The 21,872-nt window shown below is 48.6% G+C and carries 23 protein-coding genes; 12 read left to right on the forward strand and 11 right to left on the reverse strand.

Features of this window, described 5'->3' with window-relative positions:
• Positions 1-20 precede the first annotated feature (20 nt).
• From AYR61_RS01285 to AYR61_RS01300, 4 genes are all read left to right on the forward strand, one after another.
• On the forward strand, positions 21-746 hold the full coding sequence (locus AYR61_RS01285; RefSeq protein ID WP_083220015.1) for a hypothetical protein: 726 nt from the start codon (positions 21-23) through the stop codon (positions 744-746).
• Positions 743-1,576 (forward strand): glycosyltransferase family 8 protein, encoded by an 834-nt coding sequence (locus tag AYR61_RS01290; protein ID WP_065901162.1) that lies wholly within the window; start codon positions 743-745, stop codon positions 1,574-1,576. Before AYR61_RS01285 ends, AYR61_RS01290 begins: the two co-directional genes overlap by 4 nt.
• 150 nt (positions 1,577-1,726) lie before the next feature.
• On the forward strand, positions 1,727-2,524 hold the full coding sequence (locus AYR61_RS01295; protein WP_191982267.1) for a glycosyltransferase family 8 protein: 798 nt from the start codon (positions 1,727-1,729) through the stop codon (positions 2,522-2,524).
• Complete coding sequence (locus tag AYR61_RS01300) at positions 2,521-3,381, forward strand: lysophospholipid acyltransferase family protein (protein WP_065901164.1); 861 nt, start codon at positions 2,521-2,523, stop codon at positions 3,379-3,381. Before AYR61_RS01295 ends, AYR61_RS01300 begins: the two co-directional genes overlap by 4 nt.
• A gap of 589 nt (positions 3,382-3,970) precedes the next feature.
• Here AYR61_RS01300 and AYR61_RS01305 read toward each other — a convergent pair.
• Positions 3,971-4,996 (reverse strand): threonine aldolase family protein, encoded by a 1,026-nt coding sequence (locus AYR61_RS01305; RefSeq protein WP_065901166.1) that lies wholly within the window; start codon positions 4,994-4,996, stop codon positions 3,971-3,973.
• A gap of 208 nt (positions 4,997-5,204) precedes the next feature.
• Between AYR61_RS01305 and AYR61_RS01310 the strand changes: the two genes are divergently transcribed.
• Positions 5,205-5,840, forward strand: a complete 636-nt coding sequence (locus tag AYR61_RS01310) for a nitroreductase family protein (protein WP_065901173.1) — start codon at positions 5,205-5,207, stop codon at positions 5,838-5,840.
• A 135-nt stretch (positions 5,841-5,975) separates the two neighbouring features.
• Here AYR61_RS01310 and AYR61_RS01315 read toward each other — a convergent pair whose 3' ends face one another.
• Together AYR61_RS01315 and AYR61_RS01320 are read right to left on the reverse strand one after the other, a co-directional pair.
• On the reverse strand, positions 5,976-6,443 hold the full coding sequence (locus tag AYR61_RS01315; RefSeq protein ID WP_065903697.1) for a prolyl-tRNA synthetase associated domain-containing protein: 468 nt from the start codon (positions 6,441-6,443) through the stop codon (positions 5,976-5,978).
• Between the two features lie 24 nt (positions 6,444-6,467).
• Positions 6,468-6,974 (reverse strand): transcription repressor NadR, encoded by a 507-nt coding sequence (locus AYR61_RS01320; protein ID WP_065901175.1) that lies wholly within the window; start codon positions 6,972-6,974, stop codon positions 6,468-6,470.
• Between the two features lie 137 nt (positions 6,975-7,111).
• On the opposite strand from AYR61_RS01320, the gene AYR61_RS01325 reads away from it, so the two are divergent.
• From AYR61_RS01325 to AYR61_RS15435, 3 genes are all read left to right on the forward strand, one after another.
• The gene (locus tag AYR61_RS01325; RefSeq protein ID WP_065901178.1) at positions 7,112-8,527 is read left to right on the forward strand and encodes a nicotinate phosphoribosyltransferase; all 1,416 of its coding nucleotides are present in this window, start codon (positions 7,112-7,114) and stop codon (positions 8,525-8,527) included.
• Positions 8,528-8,671: 144 nt separating this feature from the next.
• The gene (locus tag AYR61_RS15430) at positions 8,672-9,253 is read left to right on the forward strand and encodes an alcohol dehydrogenase catalytic domain-containing protein (RefSeq protein ID WP_225356497.1); all 582 of its coding nucleotides are present in this window, start codon (positions 8,672-8,674) and stop codon (positions 9,251-9,253) included.
• A 12-nt stretch (positions 9,254-9,265) separates the two neighbouring features.
• On the forward strand, positions 9,266-9,640 hold the full coding sequence (locus AYR61_RS15435; RefSeq protein WP_225356498.1) for a zinc-binding dehydrogenase: 375 nt from the start codon (positions 9,266-9,268) through the stop codon (positions 9,638-9,640).
• 472 nt (positions 9,641-10,112) lie between these two features.
• Here the strand turns inward: AYR61_RS15435 and AYR61_RS01335 are convergent, their stop codons facing one another.
• Positions 10,113-10,781, reverse strand: a complete 669-nt coding sequence (locus tag AYR61_RS01335; RefSeq protein ID WP_054708867.1) for a hypothetical protein — start codon at positions 10,779-10,781, stop codon at positions 10,113-10,115.
• A gap of 341 nt (positions 10,782-11,122) precedes the next feature.
• Here AYR61_RS01335 and AYR61_RS01340 point away from each other — a divergent pair, with 341 nt between their 5' ends.
• Positions 11,123-12,184 (forward strand): Ldh family oxidoreductase, encoded by a 1,062-nt coding sequence (locus AYR61_RS01340; RefSeq protein ID WP_065901181.1) that lies wholly within the window; start codon positions 11,123-11,125, stop codon positions 12,182-12,184.
• Positions 12,185-12,268: 84 nt separating this feature from the next.
• On the opposite strand, the gene AYR61_RS01345 is transcribed toward AYR61_RS01340, so the two are convergent.
• Positions 12,269-12,652: an acylphosphatase gene (locus tag AYR61_RS01345; protein ID WP_054708869.1), complete on the reverse strand. Its 384-nt coding sequence runs from the start codon at positions 12,650-12,652 to the stop codon at positions 12,269-12,271.
• 701 nt (positions 12,653-13,353) lie between these two features.
• Between AYR61_RS01345 and AYR61_RS01350 the strand changes: the two genes are divergently transcribed.
• From AYR61_RS01350 to AYR61_RS01360, 3 genes are all read left to right on the forward strand, one after another.
• A complete protein-coding gene (locus tag AYR61_RS01350) occupies positions 13,354-14,610 on the forward strand; it encodes a Na+/H+ antiporter NhaC family protein (RefSeq protein WP_065901184.1) in 1,257 nt (418 codons plus the stop codon).
• Between the two features lie 140 nt (positions 14,611-14,750).
• Positions 14,751-15,314, forward strand: a complete 564-nt coding sequence (locus tag AYR61_RS01355) for a cadmium resistance transporter (RefSeq protein WP_054708871.1) — start codon at positions 14,751-14,753, stop codon at positions 15,312-15,314.
• A gap of 19 nt (positions 15,315-15,333) precedes the next feature.
• Positions 15,334-15,678, forward strand: coding sequence for an ArsR/SmtB family transcription factor (locus tag AYR61_RS01360; RefSeq protein ID WP_065901187.1), 345 nt, complete (start codon positions 15,334-15,336; stop codon positions 15,676-15,678).
• A 48-nt stretch (positions 15,679-15,726) separates the two neighbouring features.
• On the opposite strand, the gene AYR61_RS01365 is transcribed toward AYR61_RS01360, so the two are convergent.
• The 6 genes from AYR61_RS01365 to AYR61_RS01390 form a co-directional block, all read right to left on the reverse strand.
• Positions 15,727-16,458: an SDR family NAD(P)-dependent oxidoreductase gene (locus AYR61_RS01365; protein WP_054708875.1), complete on the reverse strand. Its 732-nt coding sequence runs from the start codon at positions 16,456-16,458 to the stop codon at positions 15,727-15,729.
• A 155-nt stretch (positions 16,459-16,613) separates the two neighbouring features.
• Positions 16,614-17,318: a CPBP family intramembrane glutamic endopeptidase gene (locus AYR61_RS01370; RefSeq protein WP_083220019.1), complete on the reverse strand. Its 705-nt coding sequence runs from the start codon at positions 17,316-17,318 to the stop codon at positions 16,614-16,616.
• A gap of 283 nt (positions 17,319-17,601) precedes the next feature.
• The gene (locus AYR61_RS01375) at positions 17,602-18,369 is read right to left on the reverse strand and encodes a hypothetical protein (RefSeq protein ID WP_054708881.1); all 768 of its coding nucleotides are present in this window, start codon (positions 18,367-18,369) and stop codon (positions 17,602-17,604) included.
• Positions 18,362-19,072: an ATP-binding cassette domain-containing protein gene (locus AYR61_RS01380; protein WP_054708885.1), complete on the reverse strand. Its 711-nt coding sequence runs from the start codon at positions 19,070-19,072 to the stop codon at positions 18,362-18,364. Before AYR61_RS01380 ends, AYR61_RS01375 begins: the two co-directional genes overlap by 8 nt.
• On the reverse strand, positions 19,069-19,446 hold the full coding sequence (locus tag AYR61_RS01385) for a GntR family transcriptional regulator (RefSeq protein WP_054708887.1): 378 nt from the start codon (positions 19,444-19,446) through the stop codon (positions 19,069-19,071). Before AYR61_RS01385 ends, AYR61_RS01380 begins: the two co-directional genes overlap by 4 nt.
• A gap of 364 nt (positions 19,447-19,810) precedes the next feature.
• Positions 19,811-21,643, reverse strand: a complete 1,833-nt coding sequence (locus AYR61_RS01390; RefSeq protein WP_065901190.1) for a diguanylate cyclase — start codon at positions 21,641-21,643, stop codon at positions 19,811-19,813.
• Positions 21,644-21,872 lie beyond the last annotated feature (229 nt).

Below are 21,872 nucleotides of genomic sequence, written 5' to 3' on the forward strand. Positions count from 1 at the left end.
GCAGTTACACTGATGACTTTGTGACCAATAAGCAGCAACATCAAAAGCTGGCTGCCAATTTCAAATGGGTGCACACCAATCCTTGCTATCGGGTGCTGGCTAGTGTGATTTACCGGCTCTTTCAATTTATTGGCTGGTGCTACTGGCGACTGTGGCGCGGCGTTCGGATCAAAAATCGCGACGTGCTGACTCCGTTTCGTCATACCGGCATCGTCCTCTATGGCAACCACACGCAACCCGTTGGCGATGTGTTTATGCCGATGATCGTCACCGGCGCGCATCGGGTGGACACACTGGCAGCACCGGCCAATCTGGGTGTGCCCGTCATTGGCAAAGTGGTGCCCATGGGCGCGCTTATCGTGCCTTCGGATTTCCATCAAATGCCAGCATTTGCCAAAGCCATCGCTACCCGTCTTAACCAACACCGGGCCAAACATGGTTTATCCAGAAGCCCATGTTTGGCCCTACTATACCGGAATTCGGCCCTTCTCACGGCAACGTTTCACTACCCGGTGGCAGCCAAGGCACCAACGTTTGCGGTCACCACGACCTACCAAGCTTCTCGGTGGCGGCATCATCCCGCTATGACCGTTTTCGTTGATGGGCCGTTCTTTCCGGATACGACACTGCGGCCAGCTCAACAACAAGAACAGTTGTGCCAACAGGTCACTGACCAGCTGAAAATCCGGGCGCGGGAAAACAATACAACTGAATATATCCACTATGAAAGGGAGGCGTCAAAATGAACATTCTTTACTGTGGCGACGCCAATATGGCAGACGGACTATTACTTTCGATCCTATCGCTGCGCCACCACCATCAGCAATCATTGCACATTTATATTCTTACGGCGGCGTTGCAGACAGCTCGAAAGAAATACGAGCCGTTATCCGACCAAACTGTGGCGTTTTTAACCCAACAACTGCATCAAGACGATCCAAACAGCACCATTACGAAGATCGACATCAGCGCGCAGTTCAACCGTGAAGCCCCTACTGCGAACATGGAGACCCTGTTTACCCCCTATTGTATGTTGCGTCTTTTCAGTGACCAACTACCGGCATTGCCAGACCGGATCCTCTACCTGGATACCGATGTCATTTGCCGAAGATCGCTGGATGATCTGTATAATCAAGATCTTACAGGCGTGGAAATTGCTGGCGTGCCGGACTATTACGGGCGCTGGTTCTTCCACAACCGGGTCACCCACTTCGACTATTTAAATTCGGGTGTGCTCCTGATGAATTTAAAGTTCATCCGGCAAACCGGACTGCTCGCCCGGTGCCGCCAGCTTTGCCGTAACAAGCAACTCTTTATGCCCGACCAATCCGCACTGAACAAGCTGGCCGTCGCTAAGCGGATCCTACCGCGCCGCTACAACGAACAACGTCGGCTACACGCTGGCACAGTGTTGCAACATTTCACCACTAGTTTTCGCCTGTTTCCGTGGGTGCACACGCTCACCGTAAAGCCCTGGCAGGTCACTAAAATGCATGACGAATTAGGACTGCACGAATACGATGCCCTACTTGCCCAGTATCAGGCACTGGCACCCAAACTCAAGGAGGTGGCCTAAATGACCATACCAATTTTCTACGCCGTCGATAACCATTACGCACCCTATTTAGCTGTTTCACTCAAGTCACTGATGGCAAATGCCAGTCCGGACAACACGTACGAGATCGTTGTGATGTAGGAAAAATTGTCCGAGACAAACCGCATCAATTTGCAATCTTTAGTGACGGACAGCCGATTCCATCTCACCTTTAAGCAGATCAATCCCGACCTGCTGGCAGAGATCACCGATACCGGCAATAAGCTGCGAATGGACTACTTCACGTTTACCATTTACTTCCGGTTATTCATCGCCGACCTCTTTCCACAATACGATAAAGCGGTCTACCTCGACGCCGACACGGTGGTGCTTGACGACATCAGTGCGCTCTATGCAACACCGTTAAACGACAATCTGATTGCGGCTGCCATGGACCCGACGATTGCAGGCAAACCAGTCACGGCAGCCTATGCAACTGACGCGATCGGCGTCGCTGCCAATCGTTACATCAACTCAGGTGTGCTGGTCATGAACCTGCAGGCGTTGCGCGACATGCATTTCAGCCAATCCTTCTTAAACTTGTTGAACGCCTATCATGTCACCTGCTTAGCGCCTGACCAGGACTACCTGAACGCCATGTGTCAACAGCGCACAACTATCCTGGATCCAAGCTGGAATGTGCAAATGGAAACGGATCCGCAAATTCATCAATCCTTGATTCACTTCAACCTGTTTGCCAAGCCATGGCACTATACGAATGTGGCAAACGAAGGTTATTTCTGGGACTACGCCAAGCAAACCCCGTACTATGACGAGATGCAAGCTGGTTTAGCCGCCTACAATGATGCCGCAAAGGAAGCCGACCGCGCCAATTTTGACCGGATCTTAAAGGTGGCTGAAACGCAAGCCACCGCAACAAACACCTTCCGCCAAATTCGCAACAAGAACCGCGAGGAGGTGGTGATATGAGTGCTATCACTGACCTGCCAAATCGCGAACCTGTGATTGCCAACATTCAGCAAGCTGTGCAGCATCAAGATTTCAACGCGAAAGTGGAACTCGGCGACCCACAGTTGGATGCGACCCAGGCCAAGCATGAATTATCGGCCTACCTAGACCACCAATCCCGGTTCTCCTATCGCGTTAACAACCTTGTCGCCCGCACGATGCTCAACGTAGACACCCGCTGGCAGACGCGACACCTCAACGTGGTCGGTAAGGAAAACCTAGCCGGCCTGCACCAGGGCGCCGTTGTCACCAGCAATCATTTCAGCCCCTACGAAAACATGGTCGTGCGTCGCGGTCTGAACATGAAACGGCTCTATCTCATCAGCCAGCTGACCAACTTCGACATGAACGGCCTGCTGGGCTACATGATGCGCAACATCGACACGATTCCGCTCACCGACAGCATCAGCTACATCGGCAAAACGCTGCCGAATCTGATGGCCAACGTTTTGGATGCCGGCCACAACATTCTGATCTACCCGGAACAAGAAATGTGGTTCAACTACCGCAAACCGCGACCGCCAAAGCGCGGGGCCTACCAGTACGCTGCTCAGTTACAAGCACCGATCATTTCCTGCTTCGTCGAAATGACAGACACCGACCAACCTAAGAGCACCAATTTTTACGACGTGACTTACACCCTGCACATTCTGCCAGTTATCTATCCCGATCCACAAAAGACCGTTCGCGAAAACAGTTTTGCCATGATGCAAACCGATTACGAGCAGAAATGTGCCGCTTACGAAACAGCCTATCAGCAACGATTGACCTATGATTTTCAACCTAGCGACATCGCTGGCTGGACACCGCGGGGATAACGTTTCGTTTGTTACTTGACCGTGTTTTGGTTAAGTGCTTTAGTCCGTTGCATTCCGCAATTCGGCAGGCCGTCGTAGTGGCTCGCGACAACCTGCCGAATTGCTGCATTCCACTGAGGTAGAGCTTACTTTTACTATTAGCTAAGTATCACAATGGCGTTAACCCTAGTTTGCAGTGAATCCGCCCTCGACTGCTAATCGGACCACTGACAGCAATGCTTCACACCATGGTAGCGTGCTGGTGTCTACTAATGAACAGATAATGGCACAACAATTATGATACAGTATCGCTGTCAGTGAACTTGTTCCACAATGTAGCGTAGTGGAGCCGGTCGGCATTGCAGGCTGTGGTGTCGGTGCTCGTTAGCGACCGTTTTTTGGTCGGTTACGAACACGGGAGACGTAGGAGATCCTTGAATTTCTGGAAAGAAATTCAATAGCTCCGGAGCGACCCCACCTCAGCCTGCAGGGCCGAACGGTGGAACGCAGCGGCATGTAACCACCCAAAATTTCAACAGCAATCATTCGTCCAAAAAAGGACATAAAATCCCCGGCGCAAGTCACTTGCACCGGGGATTTTGCTATGCCATTACAGCACCTGTTTCAATTGTTCAATTTCATCTTCAGTAGTTGACCAGCTTGTCACTAGCCGAATTGCGGTGTGGGTGTCGTCAATCTTTTCCCAGAAGCTGAAATCAACATCATTCTTCAGTGTTGCCATCTTGGCGTTATCGACCACCACGAACTGTTGATTAGTTGGCGAGTCAATGAAGAACTGGTAGCCCTTCTCAGTCAAGGCTGCTTTCAGTTGTTTGGCCATTTCGATTGCGTGGGCACTGATCTTAAAGTACAGGTCATCCGTAAACAAGGCCTCAAACTGGACCCCGATCAACCGGCCCTTCGCTAATTGCGCGCCGCGACGCTTGACCCGGTTGTTGAAGAACTCCGGCTGATTATCATGCGTGAAGACCACAGCTTCCCCACATAACGCACCAACCTTCGTCCCACCGATGTAGAACACATCCACGAGTTTGGCAAGTTCGGGCAGCGTGATGTCGTTTGCGGGGCTCATTAGCCCATATCCCAAGCGGGCACCGTCCATAAACAACGGGATGTCATACTGGCGGCAAACGGCTGAAATGGCCGTCAGCTCCGCCTTTGAATACAGTGTCCCATATTCTGTCGGCTGTGAAATATAGACCATGCCGGGATACACCATTTGAATGTGGTTATCGTCCTCGTAAAAGCCCTTGATGTACTCAGCCAACTCGTGCGCATCGATCTTCCCATCATGTCCCGGAATTGTCAGGACCTTGTGGCCAGTGTATTCGATCGACCCAGCTTCATGAATGCTGACGTGACCCGTGTCGGCCGCAACGACCCCCTGGTAATCCTTTAACACCGTGGAAATAATCACCGCGTTGGCCTGGGTGCCGCCCGAAATGTAGGTCACCTGCGCATCAGGACAGTCACACGCCCGGCGAATTTTTTCAGTCGCGCTGGCGGAATAGGCATCCTGGCCGTACCCGGGTTGCGGATCAAGATTCGTATCAATGAAACGTTGTAAAATGGCGGGATGAGCGCCCTTTGAATAGTCGTTCGCAAATGCTAACATGTTGTCTGCCTCCGAAAGTTGCTTGATTAAAAATAAATGAAACTCCGAGAACTAGTTTACCATATATCGGCAACTGATTTTTGTATAAGTAAGCGTTACCATCGCTGCAATATAGGCTCACTTCAGGGATTGACAATTCACATGAAATTAGTATGATAGATGCAGACAACGCGCTGTTGCGGATTCTAAATAAAAGAGGTCGATCATCATGTCATCATTTAAAGAAAATGATTTTCAAAAAATTATCGAGGGGCGTCACGCTGTTCACGATTTCGACCCCGCCGTCAAAATCAACCGGACTGAACTCACGCAAATGATTACCGAATCGATCTCCTCGCCATCAGCACTCAATGTGCAGCCGTGGCGAATCGTCATCGTCGACTCACCAGAGGCCAAGGCAAAGATCAAACCGCTGATGCCCGCCAACGCCCATCAAAACGAAACAGCGTCAGCGCTGGTCTTTTTCTTTGCGGATCTCAAAGCGGCTGAAAATGCGCAGGACATCTACGACCAGACCGTGAAAGCGGGTAAGATGCCGCAGGAAGTCAGTGATCATTTAGTCACCATCATCAAAAATGTGTACGATGAAATGCCAACTTCAGCTCTCGTCGCCACGTTCACACTGGACGTCGCGCTACCAGCCATGCAATTCATGCTGATTGCCCGGGCACACGGGTATGAGACTGGCCCAATGACAGGGTTTGACCACGATAAGATTGCGGCGGCCCTGGACCTCGACCCAACTCGCTACGTGCCAGTACTGCTGGTGGCAATCGGCAAAGCAGCCCAACTCTCGGCCGGTTCTGTACGCTTACCCGCAGAGAAAATTCTCAGTTTTCGATAGTCAGATAGCATTTTTAAAAAAATAAGCGACTCACGGCTAAACGCAAATTAAGGCTTAGCTGTGAGTCGCTTTTAGTTTACTTGTGATATCTCAAGCGTCATCTATACCTCGTCAGACAACTCAAGAATTTTTGGCTCAACCCCCCTGCGACTTCACAAACGCCAATACATCGTCGGTTGCTACAAAGATCGTTCGGGTGTTCACGTTGGGATGAAAACTCATCCGTGCTTCCGACAGGATCGCCTTGTCAAAATAAACCTGAACGTCCCGGTCTTGGTTATTGAGCAACCCAAAAATCGAGACCACGCCGGGTTCAAGGCCTAGTTTTTCCTTCAGTGCTTCTGACGATGCCATTTTGACCCGTTTGGCGCCAGTCAGGTCTTTAAATTCATGAAAATCTAGCCGTTTGGCGTCGTCCATGACCAGCAGATAAAAGGCCGTTTTCTTCTTGTTCGTCAAGAACATCGTCTTGGTGCGAACCCCTTCAATGCCTTCAATATAGGCATCCGCCGCCTCAGTGGTCGTCACTGCCGGATGGCTCACGATCTGGTACTGAATCCCCATTTGATCCAGTGTTGTGGTGACTAAGGTTAATTGATCCATCATCAAAACTCCCTTCAGGTCAGGTTACTCGTACAGGTAGCCCGCCTCACGCAATGTGGTTTGAATAGCTGTTAATTGTGCAGGCGTTTCATAAGCCACAGTATGTGTATGGACACCATCTGTTAACTCTGATAATAAATGCCCCTGCTGTTCCTTCAACTTGCCCACAAATAAGTTCACATCGGCGACCGTTTTGATCTGCAACATGCCCTTTAACTGACCATACAGCGGATGGCTGACCTCAGCGTCCACAATGGTGCCGCCCGCATTAACGATCCGCGTCAGTTCATCGGCCGTATCGTTCGGAAAATGCCGGCAAACGATAATGGCTTTGTGGGTGTATTGTGCCTCGTATTCATAGCCCTTTAACGTGGCCACAATGGGTTCACCTTCGGCCCGCAACAACGCTACGTCACCCACCACCGTTTGGCGGCTGACCCGCAATTTTTTGGCAATTTGGCTGGCACTGATCGGTGTCGGTCCCGTTGTCAGCATTGCTTGAATTCGTGCTCGTCGTGCATTACTATCCATGTCATCGCGTCCTTTTTCGTTATAGTCTTAGTCTACCACACCTCATCAGTCTTGACAGGAGGCGAATTCGTGGTAGAATAGCACTAATCAATCAGGTGTCTTGACACCTGTCCTACAAAATCGAACGGATGATGATCATGCGCAATTTATCCTTACTGACCGACCTTTATGAATACTCAATGGCAAACGGGTTTGATGCTGAGCTGCCAAACACGCGGGCAACCTTTGATGTGTTCTACCGCAAAGTCCCTGACCAGGGCAGTTTTGTGCTGGCTGCCGGACTTAAACAAATTATTGACCAACTCGCTGACTTTCATTTTTCAGACAGTGACCTGACCTATTTTCGCAGTCTAAACCTGTGGCGACCGGCGTTTATCGACCACCTGGCCACCCTCACCCTGGACTGTCACGTCCACGCCGTTCCGGAGGGGACACCTGTCTTTCCACGCGAACCGCTGATGACAATCGAGGGGCCAATTGCACAAGCGCAACTCCTGGAAACCTTAATTTTAAACATCCTTAATCACCAGTCACTCATTGCCACGAAAACGCGGCGGATGGTGTTTGCTGCCAAGGGTCGGCCGATCATGGAATTTGGCGCCCGACGCGCACAGGGCCCCGACAGCGCCGTCTACGGTGCCCGGGCAGCCGTCATTGGCGGTGCTGCCAGCACGTCTGACGTGTTAGCCGCTAAGTTGTTTCACATTCCAGTCGCCGGCACCATGGCGCATAGTTGGATCGAAGCCTTTCCAGATGAGCTGACCGCGTTTCGCAAATGGGCAGCCCTCTACCCCGACAACAGCGCGTTACTCGTGGACACCTACGATGTGCTCACGTCTGGTGTGCCGAACGCCATCACTGTCTTTAAAGAATTGCGAGCTGCCGGTCATCACCCCGTGGGGATTCACATTGATTCCGGTGACATTGCCACCCTATCCCGCGACGCCCGTCACCTCTTGGACGCAGCCGGCTTTCAAGACACTAAGATCACCATTTCAAATGCTCTGGACGAATCTGTGATGACATCGTTGCTGGACCAAGGTGCCCCCATCGATAATTTTGGGATCGGTGAAAAACTCATTACCAGCGCCTCGGCACCGGTACTCAGCGGCGTTTACAAGCTGGCAGCCATCGAAACGGATGGTCAGGTCATTCCAAAAATCAAGATCAGTGACAGCCGTGAAAAGGTGACGATTCCTGGGCAAAAACAGCTTTATCGGCTCTATCGGAAAAGCACGCGCGAAGCATTTGCCGACCTCATTACCGGCAGTGATGAACAGCTGAGCAACACCGTGGCCGTTGTAGATAGCAACCCGCTGAGCGTGAATCGCGTGCATCATTTAAGCAGCTTTGATGCTGAACTGATCCTGTTAGAAACGCCGATTGATCCAGCGCAGTGTCCCAGTGATGTGCACGCAATCCGGCAGTACAGTCAACAGCGCCTTGCTGAACTGCCCGCCGCGACTCAACGGTTGGTGAATCCGGATAGCTATCACGTTTATATGACGACCGGGCTGGCGGATTTACAACATAACTTGATTGCCCGTGCTTAAGTGTGTGACGGACATTTAGCAACTTAAAAATGGCAGTTCATTGCTTTCTCGCCAACATCAGTCTACTATTAAATTAACAGAAAGTAAGCGCTACACACATCGTGGCGCTTTTGTTTTCGACTTGATAGGAGAGGTGGTCGCATCATGAAAGCACTTGTCGTTCCAGAACCAGCAGCAAAAACGCTCCAACAACTTGAATGGACGAACCGTTCCATGCCCAACCCGCGCGCAAACGAGGTCCTGATCCGCACCCGGGCCGTTGGATTGAATCCCGTTGACGCTAAGATCGTTGCTAACGGTTATTTTGATTGGACTTACCCGCACACTTTAGGGTTAGATGTGGCCGGCGAGATCATGGGGCTTGGTGACCGGGTCAAAGGCTTCAACGTTGGCGATCGGGTTGCTGGCCACGCAAACTTTGCCGAAGATGGTGCGTTTGCAGAATATGTGACCTACCCCGCTGCCGCTTTGGCACGCATTCCTGAAACCGTCGACTACGAATCGGCTGCTGGCTCCTTGTGTGCCGGTATGACAGCCTACCAAGCACTCTTTCGAAAGGCACAATTAAATAACGTCGAGACCGTCCTGATTCACGCGGGGGCAGGTGGTGTCGGCAGCATGGCCATCCAGCTCGCAAACGCTGCTGGTAAACACGTCATCACAACGGTGTCGGCAACTAAGCGAGACTTCGTTGCTGCGCTAAATCCTGACGCCATTATCGATTAACAAGAAGAAAACGTGACGCAACGCGTGCTCGAGCTGACACGTGGACTTGGTGCGGACCTGATCATCAACGCCATTGGCGACCCGGAAGCTGACTTTGAGCGCATTGCCTACAATGGTCAGCTCGTCTGTGTGTTGGCAACCCCAACGGATGCGCCCGCTGATAAAGCATTGTCGATCAGTAAACTCGACTTAGGCGGTGCTCACCGCAGCGGCGACCCTCGGCAGGTTGCTGACCTTGGGCGAATGGCTGGCGAACTGTTGGCGTTGGTTACTGACGGTAAGGTGAATCCGCTGATTACTAAGCGCTATGCCAGTGATGAGATTGCTGAGGGCTTACGGGCGCTTGAAGCGCATGAGATCGTTGGGAAGGCGATTGCGGTTTTCTAACATTTAGAATTTGACCATTTTAATCCAAAAATAGCCGTCCTTAACGATATTTCGTTTGGATGGCTATTTTTTAGGGTTTTAATTAAGGGCTTGATTGATAGGTTGGAATCGTGTACCAATATTGCTCAGATGCACTGTTTGTTTTTTGGTTAAATTGTCCTTGCGACGTGGGTCTATCTTAGATAGCCGAAACGTGTTCCGCAGGCAAGGGGCGGCCATGTAACGGACTCTGGCAAAAAATCCAGGCCCGAGATTTACCATTCTTATTAGTCTAAGTGCTTGGTTGCGACGTGGGTCTATTTTAGATAGCCGAAACGTGTTCCGCAGGGCAAGGGGCGGCCATGTAACGGACTCTGGCAAAAATTCAGGCCCGGGATTTACCATTCTTATTAGTCTACGTGCTTGGTTGCGACGTGGGTCTATCTTATATTGCCGAAACGTGTTCCGCCCTCAAAACGCCCTGCTCCACACTCTAACTTAGCCACGAATCCAACCAAAACTTCTTCTGAATAAACACTTCACTCGCAGTGGCTGTCAATTCCTGGATCACCTCAAAGTACGGGTCGCGATCCACGATTGCGTGAAACTGGGCTAAGAGTTGGTTTCGTTCTTCCGCATCCGGAATCAGCCACTTTAACGCATCCTGCTGCTCTAGAATTGCTACCAGATGCATGGTCACGTGCGGCACATCCAATTGCATCGTTTGTTTCAAATCGTTAATGGCACCGTTGCGGCTGCCATCCGTTGGCACATAAATGATGTGCGGCTCTAGATTATTTTGGAAGGTCACCTTCTCAACAACCTTTTGTTGCAACAGTTCTGGCCCGATACCATCATATAAGTCGTTCGCAATATCCCAGCTGGTTAAGAACTGTAACTGTTTGGCTAACGGTTCCGTTTTCGTTAGCGTGTCCCGAAATTGTTTTTGGAAGTTCGCCAAAAATGCTGGTAACGCATCGAACTTGGCTTCATCCGCAATCGTTAGCTGACCGCCATCCTGCACCAGAACACCCTGGTCCAGTAAGTCCATGACCATCGCTAACACGAAGTAAGCCTGCGATGTGAACCGCGTCCGCAACACGGGCTTTTTGTGAATCGCCTCAGTAATGAGTAAGTCTGTTTTTGCCGTATTTAATGCCATTTTTATGACCCCCGTTGATTAGTTTCAATAAGAAAATGATACGCTTAATCATCTCGACAACCAAGTGATATGGTTGCTTAAGCTCACTTTAAGTTTGCGCTGGTATCTTGTAATTCTAAGGTTACAACTTTCAGCTCAATAACTGGCAAGAAATGGATTAGTTCGTGCTGACACAAGCTGCAAATATGACAGGATCATTAAAATTAATAAACGATTAACAATTCATTAAAATAACGTTGACAAGGCCGGTAGACTACTCTACCATTTACATTGTGACTTTTAATAAAGTTTCATTGTTCAAAATCTAACGAGTGTGGTGAAATACATATGATAGCGATAAGATCAAGGAATTAGTGTTTCATATTTATCAAGGTTACGGGTTTACCGATGACCAAGCACATAAGGTTGCTGAAACCTTAATTTACACCGACTTACACGGCATCCAATCCCACGGGGTCCAACGGATGTTTATGTACGACCACTTTATTCAAAACGGGAAGATCCGGGTGAAGAGCCGGCCGGAAATTGTAAAAGAGACGCCCGTCAGCGCAGTGGTTGACGCCAACTTCGGGTTAGGTCAGTTAAACGGGATCTACAGTATGGAAATTGCCATCGAAAAGGCGAAAAAAAGCGGCATTGGGATCGTTACGACCCGGCACTCTGGCCACTATGGCATTGCCGGTTACTACGCCAACATGGCTGCTGAACAAGGCCTGATCGGGATGTCCTCATGTAACTCGCGGCCAGCCATGTTACCGACCTTCTCCATGCAGGCGTTTGTCGGGACCAATCCCATTGCCTTTGCAATGCCAGCCAACCCACACAACTACATCTTTGACGCCGCCACAACGACGGTGCCTCAAGGCAAGGTTGAGGTTTATCGTAAATTGGGCAAGGATCTGCCGGCACTCTGGGTGGCTAAGGACGGGCAAACACCTGTCTACGACCACAACGACACGGAAACCTTAAACAAGACTCGTGACCCAGAAGCCTACGTTGGGCTGACCCCACTTGGCGGTGTCACCGAAGAAACTGGGAGCCACAAAGGCTTTGGTTTAGGTGTTATGGTCGAAGTCTTCACGTCGATTCTTTCAATGGGAAACACCTCCGTTGAAATCACGCCAGAAGACCTCTCCGTTGGTCCAGCACAAAGCTTCATCGCCATCGACCCATCGATCTTCGGCGACAAAGATGCCATCATTGAGAAGTTCTCCGATTACCTGCAACAAATTCGTGAATTGCCAGCCGTACCTGGTAAGACGATCTACGTTGCTGGTGATAAGGAAGCCCTCGCCTATGACGACCGGAAGGCAAACGGGATTATCATTGATGATCATACCTTAGAAGAAGTGACCGATATCGCTAAACGATTGGGTATTGATTATGAACAATATATCAAATAATGATTAGAAGAACAGCGTCATCAAACTCCCCTATTCTGGCAAGTTTGATGACGCTGTTTTTTAATTTGCTAAGCATTTATGTTGCTATTTAATAATGAATTGATGCTCATTCAACGCAATGTCAGCCTGTCGCTCCTCAATTTGCGCGACCTGAATGCGTTTGACTCCCGTCGACAAATAGTGCTTGATAAACGCCAACTGAGTCGGAGTACCCTGCACTTCCGCCACCACATCCAAATTGTCATTGTTCATGACCCAGCCCGTTAAATGCATCCGGTCAGCGATGGTTTTCAACAACAACCGAAAACCAACCTTTTGCACCTTTCCATGAAACACATAATGGACGCGCGTAATTGGTTCCGTCGTCGTTTCTGGCAGGGTCACCCCATTTGCTTGGGTGATCACGTACCAGTCGCGTAATTTTCTTAATTTGTGTAATAGTGCCACCACGGTACGATTTGTTGTCATGTCATTGTCACTCCTATGGTTCCGTTTAATCGTATCTCACCTATCCTGAACGCTTAACCCTAGCATATTTTCCGTCAAAATAGTCCGCCTATTTAAAGGATTTAAACAAGTTTTAGATTATCATCATCATACACTGCCAATCAACAATCGTCAGTTGGCCTTGCATTTTCTAATAATCAGCGATATACTCTCATTAATATTTAATGTCGGATAACACAAGTAGGACGTTACCTGGGTGTCAGGAAGTTGGCGGGTGCTGCGAGCCAATCAGGGTAACTGTTTCGAAATACCGTTCCTTTGCCGGCGCTGGTTGCACTGAGACCATTATCCTTCAGAGAGAGGTGTCTTTTTTGAGGCACAATCTGGGTGGTACCGCGGTATAAGTCTAATCGTCCCTGTTGCATTTGTGCAATGGGGACGATTTTTTGTATTTAAGGAGGATTTAAAGATCGCAAAAGCAGTCAGTGACAGTTTCCAGAAAAATTTGCCTTCAACTTCTCATCAAGCTATCAAGAGCAATACATCAAGAGTTACATCGCTGAGTTGTAGCTTCTGATTTACACAATGCACAATATCAGACTGAAACAGTATAACTAAAAGTCGACAATTTCCCGCATCGTAACGAAGCGTCATTCAAGAGCACGGTTAGAAAATCCATACAACTATCAAATGTACATAATAAATTATTGAGGGTGAATAAAATGATGAAGGTAAAACTAAGTTTAAGGGAAGCAATTATCGTGCTAGTCATTGATCTGGCAATCATGGGCAGCGGCGTTATTGGCCTTGGGCTATCGCCGCAGGTACCAGTGCTGCTGGCCATCACGGTCACGATTTTCTGGGCTAAATTCAAGGGGCTGGACTGGGATCAAATCAACGCCGGAATCAAGGACGGCATCGATAAGGGAATTATCCCCATCGTGATCTTCATTCTAATTGGGGCCATGATCAGCACCTGGATTGCAGCCGGCACCATCCCAACGTTGATGGTCATTGGGTTTAAAGCCATCAGCGCGCAATGGTTCTTGCCCACTGTCTTTGGCGACAAACTCTCCCCGTTATCTGAAACAAACAACCTAGCCGCGGCCGTGGTGGACACCGACCTGTTTGACCACATGAAAACGATTCTGTGGTCGACCCTGCCAGCAGCCGCAATTTCAACAGTCGCTTTCGCGGTCCTGAGCTTAGGTCACAGCCACGCCAACATGGGCAAGATCAACACTACGGTAGCCGCCCTCTCTGGTGATTTTCATATCTCGATTATCTCTCTGATTCCGATCGTCCTCGTTTTCGTCTGTGCCGGCTTTAAAATGGCAGCCATTCCAACCATGCTGTTAAACGTCTTCGTCTCAGCTGGCATGATGTTCATCAACCAGCCGAGTCTCTCAATTACGAAAGCAACGGACATCATCACTAACGGCTACGTTGCCAAGACCGCTAACTCAGAAGTAAACTTACTCCTGTCCCGTGGCGGTATCGTCAGCATGATGCCAACGGTCGCTTTAATCGTTTTGACTTTGTCACTTGGTGGCTTACTGGTGAACTTTGGGTTGATTGGCGCCATCATGACGCCGCTGGCAACCAAGCTCAACAGCCACGCGAAACTGGTTACCGCAGCCATTGCGTCCTGCATCGGCGTCAACATCTTCGTCGGTGAACAATTCCTCTCCATCATTTTGCCAGGGCGGTCATTCAAGGACGCCTTCAATAATGGCGGTCTGCAGAGTTCCGCGCTTGGCCGGGTGCTTGAAGACGGCGGGACCGTGCTCAACTACCTCGTTCCCTGGGGCGTTGGCGGGGTCTTCATCGCGAATACGTTGGGTGTGCCGACGATTCAGTACCTGCCCTTCGTCTTCTTCAGCCTGCTATGCCCAGTCATGTCGCTGATCAGCGGCTTTACCGGCATCGGTCTGCGTACCAGCGCACCGAAACCAGCTGCTAAGACAGCCGAAGCTTAATTTAAACGATATCAAGTCACCGTGGCAACTGTTGCGGTGGCTTTTTTGTGGCAAAATAAGTTTTGCTGACCTTCATTTTTGTTGACATATATCATATGTAACATATAATATATGTATCAAAGCAAAAGAAGGCTGCGACAATGAATTATTGGCTCCTATTACTGACGTTTATTAGCGTCAACTTAGATTTTTTCTTCATGTTGATCTTTTTATTAAAGAAATATGCACTGCCGAAAGTCATGTTGGGCTACCTCTTAGGGAATCTTATCCTGCTGACCCTCAGCTTCTTTGTTGGCAAGGCGTTGGCCGTCTTTCTCCCTGAATGGGTGCTGGGTATTCTGGGCATCCTCCCCATCTACATGGCATTTCATGATGACGACGATGACAATGGTGATAAATCCAGCAAGTCCCCCATTTGGGCGGTGTGCGGGACCTACCTGTCCGTTTGCGCCGGCTGCAATCTTTCCATTTTCCTGCCAGTCCTTGTGGGCGAAACTATGGTACACTTTTTAATGACGTTAGTGTTTATCGGCAGCTTGACCCTGATCGTGGTCGTCTTGATCAAAATGGTCGCTGATATTCCTGCTGTCGCCAATGTCATGGCGGCACACGGCGAAAAACTGATGAAGATCTGTTACGTCGTCATTGGCCTGTATGTCTTTTGGGACAGCGGCCTGATCAGTCACCTGCTAACGTTAATTTAACGAGTCGAGGTAACGCACTATGGACGTGAATGACGCGCTCATTGATGAAGCGGTTAAAATTTATAAAGTGTTAAGCAATAAAAATCGCATCAAGATCCTCTATTTTTTAAAAAATCACGAAGCGGACGTGTCCAGCATCGTTGACCATTTAGGCATTGATCAGCCAGTTGTTTCCCACCAGCTTGCCATTCTTTACCAGTATCAGCTGGTGACGAAAACCAAGCAGGGGAAGCACATGTTTTACTGTCTGGATGACCCGCATATTTTAGAAATGGTGGACGCGATGCTGGGACACGTTTCCCATGAGATCAAGGGTGAACCGCATCCTGGAACGCTGCATCAAAACCAATTAAGACAAAAATAAACCGCAACTAGGAGATGACACTCTCTCAGTTGCGGTTTATTTTGTCGCTTATCGTTGTTGCCGTTCAATCGAAGACAAGACCTGGCCATCAGACCCAAGAATCTCACCGTTGTGTGGTTGCTCATCCGTCAAAATATCAACGATGGCCTTGCTGCCTTCAGCGAGCGTCTTCATAAACGGCCCCTCCATGTGGTTGTTGATGTCCGTTGACACCCCACCTGGAAAAATGCCGTAGATTGAGACTGGTCGCTTCGTCTTCACAATATCGACAGCCAAGCTTTGAATCAGTGCGTTGAGCGTTGCCTTAGACACTGAATAGGCAGCCGGGTTATAGAAAACGGACGGTGTGCCTAATCCCGTGATATTCGCGATTTGGCCGTTATTCGTTTCAAGGATCGGCATGAAGGCCTGAATCATCCGCAACGACCCGTAAAAATTCACTTCTAGTGTGGCCGCGTAATCGGCAGCAGTGGTTGCTAGCGCCGGCTTCGTCATGTCGCCAGCGATGCCCGCATTGTTGACCAGTAAATCCAAATCAGGATGACTTTGACGAATCTCCGCCGCAGCAACTGTGACTGACGCGTCATCTGTCACATCCAACTGAACGCTGTCTAACTGCGACCCGTCGATGCCTGACGCAACCAAATCAGCCACGGTCTTTTCGCCAGCAGCTTGCTGCCGGGCGCCGATAATCACCTGGTTGCCTTGCTGTGCCAGTTGAGTGGCAACTTCTAGACCGATGCCGCGGTTGGCACCTGAAATCAAAACAGTTTGTGTCATTATTTAGCCTCACTTTAAACGCTTATTTTAAAATTATCGCGCAATCGTTAAATTGAACGTGGCGCATCATACTTAACGAGATGAACTCATTTTATCACTAATAATTTTAAATACAATTGTTTAACATAAAACTAATTAAAGTTAATTGACGAAATCTATTTCAATACCCGTTCTTCTGCCCATAGCCCCCAAAGTGCGACAACCAGAATCGGAATGAAAACAATCAGCAGGCTCGTCCAATCCATCACTGACGAACTGACCGATGTGATATTTGGCGTAAAATCAATCATACTGTGCAGAATAATTGGGATCAACAGGCCGTTTGCCGCAACTCGAATCGCGGCGAAAAACACCCCGATCACAGCGGCGTAGAAAACTTGTTGCACAGTGACTTCGACGCCCTGCCCCTCGCTAATGATGTTAAACAAGTGCAGACAGCCGAAGATCAGACTGCTCCAGATTGCCGAACTGATAAACGGGTGCCGCGAGTTTTGTGAGAATGCCAGCAATCCTGAAAATAGTAACCCACGGCAACTTAACTCTTCAAATACCCCCGCCATCACTGCGGTTAACGTCACCGCTAAAATAGTTGCTGGATGGTGAAAGACCTGCACAAAGTTCGGCAGGACATTGTCAATCAGCATGAGCAACACCATCACGATAGTCATTACGATCAATGGTAACCGCGTGTGACGACGAAAGCCGATGCGTTCGGTTGTTATATTCGTTGTTCTAATTGTCATGAGCATGATACCCAGTAAGACGATGGCAATGACCACGTGGATTATCATGAACACTTGGTCTGTTTCTTTTAGGCCAAGCTTGACCAATAGCGCGCCGCTGCATAGATATGTGATCATGACGCAGATAAAGATGATGCATTTTTTAGGCCGTTCCCCTGGTTGATGAGTTGCATGTTGGCTTCCCCTGTGTTTGTTGTCGTTGTGAACTTTTTTAGTTTCTGACTTTCTATTCGACTTTAGCCGTAACGTGTTCAATACTCAGCCTTTCTATTAGCCTCGGGCCTTAACGTGCTCCACAAGGCACGGGGCTAACGTGTAACGGGCTCTGGCACAAATGCCAAGTTCGGGCATTTCTGCCAGAGTCCCTTACACACCGCCCCTAGACCGCCTTGCTTCGCACTCAGGCTGCCTTCGTACTCGTCTCCACCCAATGCTTCATCAAATAAACATTTACAACAGAAAGAATGACCGCACTCACTAAGAAATATCCTGCTGCAATCAGTGTTGCGCTTCCCAGTTGCGCCGTTGGGGTACCGCCCAACATGTTGAGGTTCACCATGTTGCCTAAAGCTGAACTCAGTAGTTTTTGCATCCAGCTGACGATATTAACGACCACAAAGAACACAATGATAGCTAGGATAACCCGGATCAGTCTTTGCCGGAATGCCGGTAAGAACGCTGCTACCGAGGTAGTTACAAGATGAATCGTGCTGATGAAAATCCAGCCAAACAGCAACAGTGCAGCCATCAGGATCATGACGCCAAACGTGTCGTAGTAGACGACTGAACTTTGACCAAATGGATCACCAAAATTCGTGAGGCTGCAGATGAAGATAATAACCACTTGAATCACGACAAAATAAACATAGCTTAGCAGCGTTGTTAATACGTTTGCTGTATATAATTTCGTATCAGATACCGGAATCAACCGGTAATTATTTGCCGTCCACACGTGTTCTTGGTCTCGGGCCAGCAAAATGAAGAGCACAAAACCTACAAGTCCAAAGACCATAGCCGACAAATCGCCGATAACGCTAAAACTGTTGCCACGGAACACTTCCAATAGCGTCCAAACGATCAGACCAATCAATCCGATACCGGTCAGTTGATAAACCGTCCGATTCTTTTCTTGCCACATCGTTACTAATAGTTTGCCAAAACTAGTCATTATCGCTCTCCCCTTCCGCGTAAAACCCTTCATAGTAATCTTCAATGCTCTGACCATTTTCCCGAATTTCATCGGCCTTTTTCTGATCAACAACGGTCTGGTCCTTGACCACAGCGACGGCATCTAAAATGTTCGCAATGTCAGCAACGTGGTGGTCACTAATGAGAATCGTTGCAGTCTCTGGCTTCCACTGAATAATACTGGCAACGATCTTCTTACGGCTCATACTATCGATGCCGTTAAAGGGTTCATCCAGCAGGTACAACTTGGCCTGACGTGATAGCGCAATGGCCACCACGAACTTTTGGTGGTTCCCTTTTGAGAGTTGATTGAACCGTTGATTTTCATCTAAACTCAAATCTGCCGCTAAGTTTTTGAAGGTATCCATATCAAAGTCAGGATACACATGGTTATAAAATTGTGCGATCTGGCCTAATTTTCGACTATCATTGACGCCACTCACCTGTTCACTGAAACTGACGATTGCCTTCCGCTCAGCCGGTTTAGTCTGATCACCGATGGCAATCGTGCCATGGTAACTGGTTGCAGCGCCTGCGATCAGTCGCATTAAGGTCGTTTTCCCAGCCCCGTTTGCCCCGAGTAACCCGACAATTTGATTGCCATCGAGGGTCAGATTCAACCCTGTTAGAATCGTTTTTAAATTTCGTTTATAGGTTAAATTTTCAACCGTTAATACTGTCATGCTTGTGCCTGCTCCTTTCGTTTTGAAATATAATCGGTAAGATAAGTCACCATCTCATCTGGCGTGATCTGCAGGTCCGCCAACCGGTCATACATCAGTGCCAACTGCTCCTCCACAACACGATGCTTCATATCAGTCAACGTGCTCACATCCGTCGTCACGAAGTTGCCGCGACCACGCTTGGATTCTAAAATGCCTTCATTGATGAGTTCACCCAGCGCTCGCTGAATCGTATTCACGTTAACTGTTAAGGTTAACGCCAATTGCCGAACAGCTGGCAGCTTATCCCCCGGTGCCAGGTGGTTCACAATGATTTCTTGATAAATATATTGCTTAATCTGGTAATAAATTGGGATCTTATCGTCGAATTCCAAGGTGTGTGTCCTCCTTTACTAGTGTATTAGCTTTCTAGTACACTATAACTGAGTGATACTCGTTTGACAAGGATTTATTTTGATTATTTTTTGGGATAGTAAAAGAACGCTGCAGTTGTAGGGCTGCGGCGTTCTTTTTTGATCTTATTTTTTGACTTTGGTCTTAGAGTCTGTCAATAAACTGTGGACAAGTGTTACGGGTGCTGACCAAAAAGTCAGGCTCGGGCTTTTCAGAGCTCTTTCTATTAGCCTCGAGACTAAACGTGTTCAGCAAGGCACGGGGCTAACGTGTAACGGACTCTGACCCAAAAGTCAGGCCTGGACTTTTGGGTCAGAGTCCGTTACACACCGCCCCTAAACCGCCTTACTTCACACTCTCTTCTTCTGGCAACGACGGCTTCGCAAAATAGTAGCCTTGCTGTCTGAAGATGCCATAGTGGTCGACAGAATACTGAGATTCGTCATTTGTTTCGACACCTTCTAGGACGAATTCTAGGTTGTTTTGGTTGGCAATATTTTTCCAAAAACCAATTCTTTCCAACAGTTGGTCAGGAGCATTGGTCTTTCTGAGGTTTTGAATAGCAAATTTGATGCCATCGATATACTTAAACATATCCAACACCAGTTCATAACTGTTATCGGACCCAACATCGTCCAAGTATAGTTTGATGCCGCCGGCGGCATAAATGTGACTGATATTTTCGACGATCTCACTCGTCGGCGCATCCATAATTTCGACCACGAATTCATCGATTCGCGGTTCATGTTTTTTAAAATGAACGAGTGCTTTCGCAATTTCTGGGTCGGAGAATTGCTTCGCTGTCAGGTTGATATTAACGCCTCGACAGTCGTTATGATTGAGCACCTGCTTGATCAGACTGATCTGCGTGGTGACCGGAATTTCAAAGCTTTCCGGTAGGCGCCAACGATTACGATCAAACTCACGCAACAGCATTTCGTTTAACAATAATGGGTGGTCTGACTGACTTGCATTGACGATGGGCTGCACAAAGTAACGGTACGTTGGGTACCAGTTAGTGGCCCGGCGCGCGTGCTGATCCACACCTTCAACAGTGATGGCATCGCGGCCAACGCGTTTGCTTTGATTCAAACTCTTCGTTGCGCGTTTATAAGTATCTTCAACCGATTCATCCACTGTTTGAACTGCCGTCACCCCAACGGAAATCGTCAGGTCAACTTCATGCTCTTGGTAGTAAAATTCGTGTGTCCGCACGGTATCCCAGCAGTCCAACAGAATCGGCGCAGTATCCACCGGCGTGGCGTTGGTGAAGATGGCATTGAACTCTTCACCGCCAGACCGGAACAAATGGTAAGCCGTACTATATTGTTGAAGAACTTGTTGCAACAGTGCTTCAAAATCTGCCAAAATGGCATTGGCACCCCGGCGACCAAACCGATCGTTGATGTCTGTAAACCGGTCAATGTCAATGATAGCGATGGTCATTGAGGTCTTGCTGCCACGGTTGGCATCAAATAGACTGTTGACATCACGTTCATATGAAGCATAGAGCGTCGTTGGCGTGATATCCTGATCACCCTTATTTTTCGGGCTCACCATATCCTGGCTCTTTTGGATGATCCAATACCCGCAAGTAATGGCCGTCATAACCATGTACAACCCAATACTGAACCAGAGATTAATATCAGTGATCGGTATACCAGGATACGTCAGCCAAAAGCCCAGCGCAACGTAGAGTCCCGCTGCCATGCACGTCCAAAATCGGTATCGCACAGCCATTTTATGCGTCCGGATCAAGTAAAACAGGCCTAGTAAGCCAAGACTGACTAGGATATTTTGCACGGAGAACAGATTCTGGATATGCCCCACTTCCCAGACGATAAACAGCACCGCACACCGTGCCAGATAGCCAGGCGTTTTCAGTTGTGTATCTAAAATCGGGAACGCAATGAGAAACACGCCAATGCTTGTGTACATGTGTGTGTTGGCGCTCGAAAATAAGCCTGCCAAACACAGCACGCCCCCTAAGAGCCATACGACTAACGGTAATCCTAATCGAATGGCATTTTGTTGCTGCTCGGTCAGTCCGTTGTTCGTTTCTAACAGATGCCAGGTACGAGAATAACCAATCATAATACCCGAAACGAAAAATATGGCGAAGATTAAGAGGGTTAACTGGGTAAAGAAACTATCTGCAGTCAAACCGGTAATCATCATGAATCCCCTCCTTAAGGACCCGGCATAACGGTCGAAGTTCTGAGGAGTACTTACAGAGAATTTCTGGCCACCGTTATACAACATAAATCACGAAATGTGTATTTATAATTAATTTACCATAAATCCAGTAAATTTTGAACAGATTATGCCAATTTAATAGAATTGAAATCGTTTTCCGTTGGATAACATTCGTCTTATTGCTCATTTTAAATATAATCGTCCAATAATC

Source organism: Secundilactobacillus paracollinoides (assembly GCF_001702155.1).
Classification (GTDB): Bacteria; Bacillota; Bacilli; order Lactobacillales; family Lactobacillaceae; genus Secundilactobacillus; species Secundilactobacillus paracollinoides.

Bases quoted from the DNA above. Each gene is read 5' to 3' on its own strand.
- AYR61_RS01290 (WP_065901162.1), top strand. From the start codon at position 743: ATGAACATTCTTTACTGTGGCGACGCCAATATGGCAGACGGACTATTA.
- AYR61_RS01300 (WP_065901164.1), top strand. From the start codon at position 2,521: ATGAGTGCTATCACTGACCTGCCAAATCGCGAACCTGTGATTGCCAAC.
- AYR61_RS01305 (WP_065901166.1), bottom strand. From the start codon at position 4,996: ATGTTAGCATTTGCGAACGACTATTCAAAGGGCGCTCATCCCGCCATT.
- AYR61_RS01310 (WP_065901173.1), top strand. From the start codon at position 5,205: ATGTCATCATTTAAAGAAAATGATTTTCAAAAAATTATCGAGGGGCGT.
- AYR61_RS01315 (WP_065903697.1), bottom strand. From the start codon at position 6,443: ATGGATCAATTAACCTTAGTCACCACAACACTGGATCAAATGGGGATT.
- AYR61_RS01320 (WP_065901175.1), bottom strand. From the start codon at position 6,974: ATGGATAGTAATGCACGACGAGCACGAATTCAAGCAATGCTGACAACG.
- AYR61_RS01325 (WP_065901178.1), top strand. From the start codon at position 7,112: ATGCGCAATTTATCCTTACTGACCGACCTTTATGAATACTCAATGGCA.
- AYR61_RS15430 (WP_225356497.1), top strand. From the start codon at position 8,672: ATGAAAGCACTTGTCGTTCCAGAACCAGCAGCAAAAACGCTCCAACAA.
- AYR61_RS01335 (WP_054708867.1), bottom strand. From the start codon at position 10,781: ATGGCATTAAATACGGCAAAAACAGACTTACTCATTACTGAGGCGATT.
- AYR61_RS01345 (WP_054708869.1), bottom strand. From the start codon at position 12,652: ATGACAACAAATCGTACCGTGGTGGCACTATTACACAAATTAAGAAAA.
- AYR61_RS01350 (WP_065901184.1), top strand. From the start codon at position 13,354: ATGATGAAGGTAAAACTAAGTTTAAGGGAAGCAATTATCGTGCTAGTC.
- AYR61_RS01355 (WP_054708871.1), top strand. From the start codon at position 14,751: ATGAATTATTGGCTCCTATTACTGACGTTTATTAGCGTCAACTTAGAT.
- AYR61_RS01360 (WP_065901187.1), top strand. From the start codon at position 15,334: ATGGACGTGAATGACGCGCTCATTGATGAAGCGGTTAAAATTTATAAA.
- AYR61_RS01365 (WP_054708875.1), bottom strand. From the start codon at position 16,458: ATGACACAAACTGTTTTGATTTCAGGTGCCAACCGCGGCATCGGTCTA.
- AYR61_RS01370 (WP_083220019.1), bottom strand. From the start codon at position 17,318: ATGATCACATATCTATGCAGCGGCGCGCTATTGGTCAAGCTTGGCCTA.
- AYR61_RS01375 (WP_054708881.1), bottom strand. From the start codon at position 18,369: ATGACTAGTTTTGGCAAACTATTAGTAACGATGTGGCAAGAAAAGAAT.
- AYR61_RS01380 (WP_054708885.1), bottom strand. From the start codon at position 19,072: ATGACAGTATTAACGGTTGAAAATTTAACCTATAAACGAAATTTAAAA.
- AYR61_RS01390 (WP_065901190.1), bottom strand. From the start codon at position 21,643: ATGATGATTACCGGTTTGACTGCAGATAGTTTCTTTACCCAGTTAACC.